General features: G+C 31.9%; 10 protein-coding genes. 7 read left to right on the forward strand and 3 right to left on the reverse strand.

The features are described from left to right. Positions 1-110 precede the first annotated feature (110 nt). From L0U72_RS03610 to L0U72_RS03620, 3 genes are all read right to left on the reverse strand, one after another. Positions 111-827 (reverse strand): YebC/PmpR family DNA-binding transcriptional regulator, encoded by a 717-nt coding sequence (locus tag L0U72_RS03610; RefSeq protein ID WP_233860946.1) that lies wholly within the window; start codon positions 825-827, stop codon positions 111-113. Between the two features lie 90 nt (positions 828-917). Then, positions 918-2,918 carry a DUF3352 domain-containing protein gene (locus L0U72_RS03615; protein ID WP_233898428.1) on the reverse strand — a complete coding sequence of 667 codons (2,001 nt, stop codon included), beginning with the start codon at positions 2,916-2,918 and terminating at the stop codon, positions 918-920. 206 nt (positions 2,919-3,124) lie between these two features. Beyond that, positions 3,125-4,753 (reverse strand): acyl-CoA carboxylase subunit beta, encoded by a 1,629-nt coding sequence (locus tag L0U72_RS03620; RefSeq protein WP_233898429.1) that lies wholly within the window; start codon positions 4,751-4,753, stop codon positions 3,125-3,127. A gap of 215 nt (positions 4,754-4,968) precedes the next feature. On the opposite strand from L0U72_RS03620, the gene L0U72_RS03625 reads away from it, so the two are divergent. From L0U72_RS03625 to ettA, 7 genes are all read left to right on the forward strand, one after another. Then, the gene (locus L0U72_RS03625) at positions 4,969-5,376 is read left to right on the forward strand and encodes an OsmC family protein (protein ID WP_233898430.1); all 408 of its coding nucleotides are present in this window, start codon (positions 4,969-4,971) and stop codon (positions 5,374-5,376) included. A gap of 492 nt (positions 5,377-5,868) precedes the next feature. Beyond that, positions 5,869-6,309 carry a MarR family winged helix-turn-helix transcriptional regulator gene (locus L0U72_RS03630; protein ID WP_193699856.1) on the forward strand — a complete coding sequence of 147 codons (441 nt, stop codon included), beginning with the start codon at positions 5,869-5,871 and terminating at the stop codon, positions 6,307-6,309. A 168-nt stretch (positions 6,310-6,477) separates the two neighbouring features. Continuing rightward, a complete protein-coding gene (locus tag L0U72_RS03635) occupies positions 6,478-7,362 on the forward strand; it encodes a pirin family protein (protein WP_233860948.1) in 885 nt (294 codons plus the stop codon). A 138-nt stretch (positions 7,363-7,500) separates the two neighbouring features. Beyond that, complete coding sequence (locus tag L0U72_RS03640; RefSeq protein WP_233898431.1) at positions 7,501-9,525, forward strand: NADPH-dependent 2,4-dienoyl-CoA reductase; 2,025 nt, start codon at positions 7,501-7,503, stop codon at positions 9,523-9,525. A 112-nt stretch (positions 9,526-9,637) separates the two neighbouring features. Next, positions 9,638-10,624 carry a UDP-3-O-(3-hydroxymyristoyl)glucosamine N-acyltransferase gene (lpxD, locus tag L0U72_RS03645; RefSeq protein WP_233898432.1) on the forward strand — a complete coding sequence of 329 codons (987 nt, stop codon included), beginning with the start codon at positions 9,638-9,640 and terminating at the stop codon, positions 10,622-10,624. 157 nt (positions 10,625-10,781) lie between these two features. Continuing rightward, on the forward strand, positions 10,782-10,964 hold the full coding sequence (locus L0U72_RS03650; protein WP_101916944.1) for a CAL67264 family membrane protein: 183 nt from the start codon (positions 10,782-10,784) through the stop codon (positions 10,962-10,964). 21 nt (positions 10,965-10,985) lie between these two features. Then, entirely contained in the window at positions 10,986-12,677 is a 1,692-nt protein-coding gene (ettA, locus tag L0U72_RS03655) for an energy-dependent translational throttle protein EttA (protein ID WP_101916945.1), read from the forward strand. Positions 12,678-12,711: the final 34 nt, after the last annotated feature.

The following is a 12,711-nucleotide window of genomic DNA, read 5'->3' on the forward strand; positions in this document are numbered from 1 at the left end:
TCTATTTGTTCTTTTTTTCGGTAAAAATAACTAAAAATGAATAGATATGAAAAATAAAACCCACTATTAAAATAGAGGGTTTGTCTTGTGGTAGCTATGTATTAAGAGTTTTACATTACCATGCTATGATAAACATTTTGAACATCGTCATCGTCTTCTAATTTCTCTAAAAGTTTTTCAACATCTGCTTGTTGTTCTTCAGAAAGTTTTGTTGTTGAAGCAGGTATTCTTTCAAATCCTGATGATATAATTTCTACATTATTATCCTCAAAATAAGACTGAATAGCACCAAATTGCTCAAACGGAGCATAAATAATAATTCCTTCATCATCATTAAAAACCTCTTCAACTTCAAAGTCAATAAGTTCTAATTCTAATTCTTCTAAATCAACAGTAATATCTTCTTTTTTTACAGTGAAATTACAAACTCTATCAAACATAAAAACTACAGAACCAGAAGTTCCTAAATTTCCATTTCCTTTGTTGAAAATAGCACGAACATTGGCAACGGTTCTATTATTATTATCGGTTGCAGTTTCTACAACGATCGCAATTCCGTGTGGTGCATAACCTTCAAATAATGCCTCTTTATAATCACTGGTGTCTTTATCTACGGCTTTTTTTATGGCACGTTCTACATTATCTTTAGGCATATTTGCAGCCTTTGCATTTTGCATTACTGCCCTTAAACGTGAGTTTGTATCTGGGTTTGGGCCACCATCTTTAATTGCCATTACAATATCTTTACCGATTCTGGTAAATGTTTTAGCCATTGCAGACCAACGCTTCATCTTGCGTCCTTTTCTTAGTTCGAATGCTCTTCCCATTTTATTAAATTATATTTACGCTTAAATTATTTTTACGCAACCACAAATGTAGTTATTGCGTTAATTATTTACAATTACAATTAAAGTATTTTAAAATCTTTTTTTGATAATCAGTTTATTTTCTTGCTTATCATAAGCGCGCCAAGTTCCTGATTTTTTTCCGTTTTTATAGCTTCCTTTTAATTTTAATTTTCCATTCTGATAATATACTTTATATTTTCCGTCTAGTAAACCATTTTTAAGGCTTGCTTCAATCTTTAATTTTCCATTAGGATAATTTTCCGTGTAAGTAGTTGCACTTAAATCTGAAGGATAAATTTCTTTAACATCAAAAATATTTTCAAGATTATTATTACTATTGGAATTTATTTTTTCAGCCTTTCTTTTTTCGGCGATTTCTTTTTTTATTTTTTGTGCTGATGCTATTTTTTCTTGAAGTAATTTTGGATTGATAAATGTACTTGTAATCGTACTTTTAAAAACATTTCCTTCGGATGTTAATTGCATACCAAATTGATTAAAAGCAGTAATATATGCTTTGTTTTTTTTGATTTGAAGCTGTGTTTTTCTATCGGTTAAACTTACGATATCATCAAAAATATGAGGCGTATTTATGTAAGTGAAAATAGTCGATTTCTTATCAAATAAATAATTAAACTCTTCAAATTCTTTGGAAGTATGTAAGGTATAATTATTTTGATTATTATTGATAATTTCTTTTAATGTGTTCGGACTAGCACTAAAAATAACAAAATCATTAATAATTGTAAAGTATGGTTTTTCCATTTTTTTAAACATATTTCCTGCAACTATTTTAAAGAAACCTTTTAAATCTAAAAAGTTAATTGTGTGATTTTTATAGGAAATTTGTTTAAATTGTAAGGGTGTTTTTTCTTTTATTTTTGATAAAATAAAGTCTAAATTTTTTGAAGCATCCTGAATATCCGAAGTTTTAAAAACGATAGCAACATCTTTTTTGTTCCTCGAAAGTTCCGAATTAAAATGAATAAATCCGATTTCATTTCCAATCCAACTATACACATTTTCTTTGATGTTGATGTCTAATTTTTTTTCAATTTCGATAATTTGTTTCGAATAAATTTCAAACTCTTGAGGTTTTTCTTTTCTAAGAGTTTCAAAATTTTCATTAAGAGTTTCAAAATTATCAAAAGCAAAACTTACATAAAGTGCGGTATTTTTTGGAGCAATCGTAGCGATACTTCTTTTTCCTTTTCCCGATTTTTGAATGGCTTTTAAATAGCTTTCGGAATCTTCTTTTACGTTTGTATAACCATCTGCTTGAATAATAGTTCCTTCAATTAAAGAAACATCAAAACCAGAATAGTATAATGAATTTTGAATATTTTCGATAAGATTTTCATTGGTTTTATCAGCAAAACAAGAAAGATAGTTTTGTAAATATTTATATTGAAAAAACAATTTAAAGAACCCGTCATCAGGTGTTTCTTTAGTAATTTCAATAAAATTAACATCTCTACCGATAATAGGTTTTTGATATTGATTGATAGCATTTTCAACTAAAAGATGCGTATAAGAAGCGATTAATTGATTTTTTATAAAGGTAATATGTAGGGTTTCTCTTTTGGAGGTATCGTAAATTTCTGTTATTTCTTTATTTTGATAAATTCTGTTGGTAACTTTAAAATCATCGCCAGTTAAACTCGAAACACTGTTTTTTAAAAAATTAAATTTTGATAATTTACCAAGATTAACGACATATAAAAAATCATATTTTTTGGGTTTATAAACATGAGCGGAGATTAAAACATCACGTTCTCCGATAAAATTCAGGATACTTTTTTGTTGTTTTACAGTTTTATCGAGCGTATTTATGCTTTTGCTGATTTCTTTAAAATAGCTATTTTTTTGGAGTTCTTTCCAGATAGGGCTTGTACTAATTTCGTCCCAAGTATCGATAGGTCTTTGAGTCTCTAAAATAAAAACAGCATCTTTTGGAATTAAGTAAATGGGTTTTATATTATTTTGATTATCAAAAGTGAAAACATAAATTTGATAGGCTAAAAATCCCAAAAAAGCGATGAACGCTGTCCATAAAATCTTTTTTTTCATAATAATTGATGCTTTTGATTATATTTTAAGACCCTGTTTAAATTTTATTCCAAAATTTTTTGTAACGTAAAAATAGCATAGCAAGGGGTTAAAACCCCTTGTTTTAAAAATAAAAATACGTCAAACTGAATTTATTTCAGTTTCTCATCCTGATTTGCCAGTTTTATGCGATGCTGAAATAAATTCAGCATGACGTTTAGATATTTTTAAACTTGAATAATTCCCAAATTAAATTTCTTTTCGATTGGAGCATGATTTGCAGCTTCAATTCCCATAGAAATCCAAGTTCGGGTATCCAACGGATTGATAACAGCATCTGTCCAAATTCTTGCAGCGGCATAATATGGTGAAATTTGTTTATCGTACCGTGCTTTTATGTTATCGAATAATTCGGTTTCTTTTTCGGGTGTAATTTCTTCGCCTTTTTTTAGTAAAGAGGCTTTTTCGATTTGCAGTAAAACTTTTGCGGCAGAATTTCCACTCATAACGGCAAGTTCGGCACTTGGCCACGCTACAATTAATCGAGGATCGTAGGCTTTTCCACACATGGCATAATTTCCTGCACCGTACGAATTTCCGATAATAATCGTAAATTTTGGAACAACCGAATTACTAACTGCATTTACCATTTTCGCACCATCTTTTATAATTCCGCCGTGTTCCGATTTTGAACCGACCATAAAACCAGTAACATCTTGTAAAAAAACCAATGGAATTTTCTTTTGATTACAATTGGCAATAAAACGGGTTGCTTTATCTGCGGAATCATTATAAATAACGCCACCAAATTGCATTTCGCCTTTGGCTGTTTTTACTAATTTTCGTTGATTCGCCACAATTCCAACCGCCCAACCATCGATGCGAGCATAGCCTGTAATAATGGTTTTTCCGTAACCTTCTTTATATTGATCAAATTCAGAACTATCAACTAAACGTTTGATAATTTCCAACATATCATATTGTGCATTTCTTTCTTTTGGCAAAATTCCGAAAATATCATCTTCGTTTTCTTTTGGATCAAGCGCTTCTTTTCTATTGAAACCAGCCTTGTCGTAATCACCAATTTTATCCATTAATTTTTTAATGGTATCTAACGCATCTTTATCATCTTTCGATTTATAATCGGTAACGCCCGAAATTTCACAATGCGTAGTGGCGCCACCCAAAGTTTCATTATCGATAGTTTCACCAATGGCGGCTTTTACTAAATAACTTCCCGCTAAAAAAATACTTCCTGTTTTATCAACAATTAACGCTTCATCGCTCATAATTGGCAAATACGCACCGCCTGCAACGCAACTTCCCATAATTGCCGAAATTTGCGTAATTCCCATGCTACTCATCATGGCATTGTTTCTGAAAATTCGCCCAAAATGTTCTTTATCAGGAAAAATTTCATCTTGCAAAGGCAAATAAACACCTGCCGAATCGACCAAATAAATAATCGGTATTTTATTTTCTATGGATATTTCTTGGGCTCGTAAATTCTTTTTTGCGGTAATCGGAAACCAAGCTCCAGCTTTTACAGTGGCATCATTGGCAACAACAATACACTGTTTTCCGCTGACATATCCTATTTTTACAACAACGCCTGCCGAAGGACATCCGCCGTGTTCTTGATACATTTCTTCACCAGCAAAAGCACCTATTTCTATGGATTTTGTATGGTCATCTAAAAGATAATCGATACGTTCACGAGCGCTTAATTTCCCCTTTTCGTGTTGTTTTTCAAGACGTTTTTTACCGCCTCCTAATTTTACTTTGGCAAAACGCCTGCGTAAATCAGAAACTAAAAGTTTGTTGTAATCTTCGTTTTTATTGAAGTTAATATCCATAGATCGGTTCTTTATTTGCAAGTGCTAAAGTAAGAAAAACCCTTTAAAATACAAGATAGTTATATGTTTGATTCGATTTGTTCTTTTAATTTCTGATAATTAAATCCCATGAAAATATTTTCCATGGAATTTAATTATTTTTAGTGTATATTTGTATCGAATTTAAAAAAATACTGCTTTAAACGTAGTTTCTTATATTTAGCAAAAAAGTAATAATGGCATCAAAAGCATCATCAAAAGTAGTATTAAGTAATCGTAATTATGTGGCAGAAGCAAAAATGAGGAATCATTTTGTAATTACAGATCAGCCCGTTGAAAAAGGGGGCGATAATAACGGACCAACGCCTGTAGAATATTTATTAACCGCAATTGGTGGTTGTGTATCGATTACTTTAAGAACCTATGCCGAAAATAAAAAATGGGATGTCGGTGAAATTACAGTCAATATTACGCAACAAATAAGGTTAACATCTCAAGGAATAAAAAAATCATTACTAGAAGAAATATCTTTTGAAAAAGAGGTAACCAAGGCTCAAAAAGAAACATTATTAGAAGTTGCAGGAACATGTCCCGTTGTAGAAATGGTAAAAGGAAACACCGAAATAGTAACTAATATTCAGTAAAATTAAGAGCCTGTTTAAGTTTCATCTGAAAAAAATATGGTGGCAAAAAATGACGGCAATGACGGCAAGGGGTTAAAACCCCTTGTTAAAAGGAGTTAAAAATCACAAAAAAAAGATAAAAAATGTGGCAAATTAGCATGAGAAACTGAAATAAATCCTTTGACATATTTTATTTTTAAAACAAGGGGTTTTAACCCCTTGTCATGCAATTTTGAGGTTACAAAAATTTTTGGAATAAAATTTAAACAGGCTCTTAAACAGAAAAATAAGAAATCGAATTTGTTAATATTATAACCGATTTTTCTTTACCAAGTTTTTTTGATAATTTTAAAGAAGGAAGTATCATTGATGATGCGTTAAAGACAGCATTAAAAGAACAAGCAATCAAGTTTGAAAAATCGTTGTAATGACACTATTTTTATTGATTTTATTTTCCTTGGAGTATAAATGTGTTTTTTGTAATTTTGCTATCATATAAAAAAATGAGTTAATATGGGAGATATTTCTAAAGATATAAAATCTAACTTTAAAAATGATAAAATTAAAGCACTTATCAATATTAAATACACCTCAAATTGGTTAAGTAGCAATGAAAATGATTTTTTTAAACCTTACGGAATATCGCCTCAACAATACAATATTTTACGGATTTTAAGAGGAGCAGGAGAAGCCATAAAAGTACAGGTAATTAAAGAACGAATGATAGAAAGAGCGCCGAATGCTACTCGTTTAATGGATAAATTATGTGATAAGAATTTTATTGAAAGAACTAGAAGTCAGCAAGATAGACGTGTTGTTTATATCAATATTTCCAACAAAGGATTAACCTTGCTAAAAACGATTGATAGCGCATCAGCAAACTTAGATTTTTTAGAAAAATTAACCGAAAAAGAAGCACTTCAATTAAGTGATTTATTAGATAAAATACGCTAATCTTAGCGTATTATTTACGTTATCACTCTTTTATAAAAAAGAAAAATGACTAAAATTATATCAAAATATTTTCCATGGATAGTATTTTTATTATCTCAAGATTGAAAGTAAAGAAATCAGTAAAGAAATTATTAAAATGAATTAAAATCAGAAATAATCAAAAATAAAATGAAAAATTTAAAAAAAATACAACATAAAGTGACGAGTCCTTTGGTAAATATGGGAACCATAAAATTAAGACAGCCCTTACCAACAGCAGAAATTGAACATGTAGATCCATTTATTTTACTACATCATTACGGGCCTTACGCAATTAGTGAATTTAATAATCCGTTTGATGTAAGCGCGCATCCGCATCGTGGATTTGAACCGATAACCTTATTATTTAAAGGCGAACAATTACACCGAGATTCTTTAGGAAATGAAATGATTGTTAAAGCAGGAGATGTGCAATGGACAACCGCAGGTAGGGGGATTATGCACGCAGAAGCACCCACCAAAGAGTTTATCGCAAAAACAGGCGAGTTAGAAGGAATTCAATTATGGTTAAATTTACCAGCATCTAAAAAAATGATGCCTGCGAATTATCAGCATTTAAAAAGTGAACAAATTCCCGTTATTTTTAATGATGATAAAACAATCGAACTAAAAATTGTTGCAGGAGAACAAGCAACAAAAAAAGGATTAATAACGACTCAAACCAGCGTAAATGTTTTTACGCTAAAAACAAAAGATACTGGTGAAATAGCAATTGAAATTCCTGAGACACATCAATCGTTAGTGTATTTATTAGAAGGCGAAGTTTTAGTAAATAATACCGAATTATTAAAAAAAGGAGCATCACAAATGCTAACTTTTAGTGATAATCTTAACAAAAATAATGGTGATTTTATTCAAATTGAAGCTAAAAAAGAAAGTACTTTATTAGTGATATCTGGTGAGCCGATTCATGAAAAAATAACGCAATACGGTCCTTTTGTAATGAATACGCAAACTCAAATTATGGAAGCAATGCGTGATTTTAAAATGGGGAAAATGGGGTTTTTATATTAAAATAAGCGCGCTTTTATAGATTCGTGTAAATTTTTATAGTTTCATCTGATAATAATTAAATTTTTTATTTTATAAAAAACCGTATCTTGCAATATATTATGCATGCATAATACTTTTAAACTTTAAAACTCTCAATAGATGAAATACAAACATATTTTTGAACCATTAGATTTAGGTTTTACTACATTAAAAAATCGTGTAATAATGGGTTCTATGCACACAGGTTTAGAGGAAGAAAAAAATGGTACACAAAGAATCGCAACGTATTATTCCGAACGTGCAAAAGGAGGAGTTAGTTTAATTATTACAGGCGGAATTTCGCCAAATATTCAAGGTTGGACAGCGCCATTTTCCGCTAGAATGAGCACTAAAAAACACGCAAGAGAACATAAAATAATTACCGATGCCGTGCATAAAGAAGGCGGTAAAATTTGTATGCAAATTTTACATTCTGGGCGTTACGGATACCATCCTTTAACGGTTGCTCCATCAAAAATAAAAGCGCCGATAAATCCGTTTACGCCGTTTAAATTAAAGCAATCAGGCATACGAAGAACGGTTAAAGATTTTGTAAATTCTGCAAAACTATCGCAAGAAGCAGGGTACGATGGTGTTGAAATTATGGGTTCGGAAGGGTATTTAATTAATGAATTTATCGTTAAAAAAACCAATAAAAGAACCGATAATTATGGCGGAACGTATGAAAATAGAATCCGTTTAGCAATTGAAATTGTTCAGAAAATTCGCAAAGAAGTAGGAACAAATTTTATTATTATTTATAGATTATCAATGCTCGATTTAGTGGAACAAGGGAGTTCTTGGGAAGAAGTCGTGCAACTTGGAAAAGAAATCGAAAAAGCAGGCGCAACTATTATTAATACAGGAATCGGTTGGCATGAATCACGTATTCCAACGATTGCAACATCAGTTCCAAGAGGAGCATTTACTTGGGTTACTCAAAAAATGAAAGAAGAATTATCAATTCCGTTGATAACTTCAAACCGAATTAATATGCCCGAAACGGCTGAAAAAATACTATCCGAAGGACATGCCGATATGATTTCAATGGCACGTCCGTTTTTAGCAGATCCGCAGTGGGTAAATAAAGCAAAAGAAGAACGTGATGATGAAATAAATACCTGTATTGCTTGTAATCAGGCGTGTTTAGACCATGCGTTTCAACAAAAAGTAGCGAGTTGTTTGGTAAATCCGAGAGCTTGCCACGAAACCGAATTTAATTATAATCCAACGAAAAATAAGAAAAAAATAGCCGTAGTCGGTGCAGGACCAGCAGGATTATCTGCTGCTACAATTTTAGCTCAAAGAGGACACGAAGTAACACTTTTTGATGCCGATAAAGAAATAGGTGGTCAGTTTAATATCGCGAAGCAAATCCCTGGAAAAGAAGAATTTTACGAAACAATTCGATATTTTAAAAAACAATTAGAATTATATAACGTAACCGTAAAATTAAATACACGAGTTTCTGCGGATGATTTATCAAAAGGTAATTTTGATGAGGTAATTATCGCCACAGGAATTACGCCTAGAATGCCAAGAATTAACGGAATTGAACACGAAAAAGTATTGAATTATATTGATGTTATCAAACTTAAAAAACATGTTGGAAAGCGTGTAGCCGTTATTGGAGCTGGTGGAATTGGTTTTGATGTATCGGAATATTTAGCGCATGAAGGAGAAAGTACATCTTTAAATATTGATGCGTGGTTACAAGAATGGGGAATTGATAAATCGCTAAAAGCTCGTGCAGGAATTGAAAATGTTACACCAGAATTTCATCCATCGCCAAGAGAAATTTTTATGTTTAAACGTAGCAAAGGAAAATTCGGCGCAAACTTAGGAAAAACAACAGGTTGGATTCATCGAGCAACATTAAAAAAGAAAAAAGTACAGTTTATAGGCGAAGTTCAATATACGAAAATTGATGATGAAGGTTTGCATTATACCCAAGGCGAGGAGCAAAAAATACTAGCCGTAGATAATGTCATTATCTGTGCAGGGCAACTTCCGCTGAAAGAATTAGTAACACCTTTAGAAGAAAAAGGTATTAAAATACACGTAATTGGTGGGGCAGATTTTGCTTCGGAATTGGATGCAAAACGTGCGATTAATCAAGGAAGTAGATTAGCAGCGGAGATTTAATAAAAAATACTAACATTTTTAAAATCCTACATTACTGTAGGATTTTTTTTTGATTTGTCTTTAATAAGGAATTAAACACTATTTTTAGCAAATTAATCCCCAAAAAAACAAAATGAAGTCATTTACTATACAAGAAATCAACTCATTATTAAAAGGAGAATTACTAGGAAATTGTTCTGAAAAAATTACTGCTCCTGAGCAAATTGAAAAAGCTCAAAAAGGACAAATTACTTTTATCGGGAATAAGAAATTTGCAAAATTATGGGAAAATTCCAATGCAAGTGCTGCCATTATCTGCGAAAAATTAGATATTCAACCAGGAACAGATAAGGCGTTTATCAAAGTTAAAAATCCCGATTTAGCTATGGCGATTTTATTAGAAGCCTTTCAGCCAGAAGCTCCATCTTTTGAAATTGACATTCATCCAACGGCTGTTATTGATAAAACCGCAAAAATTGGCGAAGGCTGTAAAATTGGTGCAAATTGTTATATCGGTAAAAATGTAGTGTTAGCAGACGCAATTATTTTGTATCCAAACGTAACTGTTTTTGATGATACAACTATTGGAAAAAATACGGTAATTTGGTCAGGAACGGTTGTTAGAGAACGAAGTGTTATCGGAAATAATTGTATTTTTCATACGAATGTAAGTATCGGAGCAGATGGTTTCGGATACAGACCAAGCGCACAAGGATTAACGAAAATTCCACATATCGGAAATGTAATTATTGGAAATCAAGTAGAAATTGGTGCAAATTCTTGTGTTGATAGAGGAAAGTTTAGTGCCACTATTTTAGGCGATGGCTGTAAAATTGATAACTTGGTGCAAATAGGGCATAATTGCGTATTAGGGAAGTTTTGTATTATGGCTGGAAGCAGTGGTTTAGCAGGGTCGGTAACCTTAGGCGATGGCGTTATTATCGGCGGAAGCGCTTCTATAAAAGATCATGTAACTATTCACTCTGGAGCAACTGTAGGTGCAGGTTCTGGTGTTATTGCCGATGTTCCAGCAGGAAAAACCGTACTTGGTTATCCAGCAACAGATGCTAGAGAAAAAATGAAACAATGGGTTGCTTTACGTAAATTAGGAAGAGCCTAAAAAATCATCAAAATAAATAAAAAAAGCAATAAATCATCAAAAATGAACACAGATACGCCTTTTTAACCTCTTTTTAAGGTAAAATCAGTAATTTGTCAATAGAGATTATAAAATAAAAACCGATATTTGTGCTACATATTTTTTTAAAGAGTAAATTATGGCAATGAATAAAAATAATGTCCTCGCTTGGGCAACAATTATAATGGTTTTAATAGGGCTTTTACTAGTGCTACTAGGAGCTTTTCGATATGATGACGTAGCAGGATATGGTTTTGCAGCAGTAGGTTTAGGATTTTTTGCAAATGCATGGGTTTTCAACGCCTTAAAAGGAAGAGTTTAATTAATAAAAAAATAGCACAAAATGTCAGACGATAAGAAGGTTATATTTTCAATGAATAAGGTTTCAAAAACCTATCAAAGTACCAATAAACAAGTTTTAAAAGATATTTATTTAAGTTTCTTCTACGGAGCTAAAATTGGTATTTTAGGTTTAAACGGATCGGGTAAATCGACTTTATTAAAAATAATTGCTGGAGTAGAAAAAAATTTCCAAGGAGATGTTACTTTTTCACCAGGGTATAAAGTTGGTTATTTAGAACAAGAACCAAAATTAGACGAAACCAAAACGGTTATCGAAATTGTAAGAGAAGGTGTTGCAGAAACGGTGGCTATTTTAGAGGAATACAACAAAATCAACGATATGTTTGGTTTAGAAGAAGTGTATTCTGATGCTGATAAAATGGACAAGTTAATGGCGCAACAAGCAGAGCTTCAAGATAAAATTGATGCTTCTAATGCTTGGGAATTAGATACCAAACTTGAAATTGCCATGGATGCTTTACGTACTCCAGATGGTGATACGCCAATTAAAAATTTATCAGGAGGGGAACGAAGAAGAGTCGCTTTATGTCGATTATTATTACAAGAACCAGAAATTTTATTATTAGATGAGCCTACCAATCACTTGGATGCGGAATCTGTACATTGGTTAGAACATCATTTAGCACAATATAAAGGAACGGTAATCGCGGTAACGCATGATAGGTATTTCTTAGATAATGTTGCAGGTTGGATTTTAGAATTAGATAGAGGTGAAGGAATTCCTTGGAAAGGAAATTATTCTTCTTGGTTAGATCAAAAATCAACAAGAATGGCACAAGAAAGCAAAACTGCTTCTAAGCGTCAAAAAACATTAGAACGAGAATTAGAATGGGTTCGTCAAGGTGCAAAAGGTCGTCAAACAAAGCAAAAAGCACGTTTGAAGAATTATGATAAGTTGATGAGCCAAGATCAGAAACAAACGGATGAAAAATTAGAAATTTATATTCCAAATGGTCCACGTTTAGGAACCAATGTTATTGAGGCTAGTGGTGTTTCAAAAGCTTTTGGAGATAAATTATTATACGATAATTTAGAGTTTAACTTGCCGCAAGCAGGAATTGTTGGAATTATCGGGCCAAACGGTGCAGGTAAAACCACTATTTTCAAAATGATAATGGGCGAAGAAACTCCTGATGCAGGAAGTTTTAATGTAGGTGAAACGGCAAAAATCGCGTATGTAGATCAGGCACACTCTAATATAGACCCTGATAAATCTATTTGGGAAAATTTCTCTGAAGGACAAGATTTAGTAATGATGGGAGGGAAGCAAGTAAATTCTCGTGCTTATTTAAGTCGTTTTAACTTTGGAGGAAGCGAACAAAACAAAAAAGTTTCTACACTTTCAGGAGGTGAGCGTAACCGTTTACACTTAGCAATGACTTTAAAGGAAGAAGGAAACGTTTTATTATTAGATGAGCCTACCAATGATTTAGATGTAAATACATTAAGAGCGTTAGAAGAAGGTTTAGAAAACTTTGCAGGATGTGCCGTAGTTATTTCTCATGATAGATGGTTTTTAGATAGAATTTGTACACATATTTTAGCTTTTGAAGGAAATAGTGAAGTTTATTTCTTTGAAGGAGGTTTTTCTGAATATGAAGAAAATAAAAAGAAACGTTTGGGTGGAGATTTAATGCCAAAAAGAATTAAATATAGAAAATTAATTAGATAATTTTTTTGATATTTTAATAGATAAAAAAACTCGA

This window comes from Tenacibaculum piscium, assembly GCF_021390755.1.
Taxonomy (GTDB): Bacteria; Bacteroidota; Bacteroidia; order Flavobacteriales; family Flavobacteriaceae; genus Polaribacter; species Polaribacter piscius.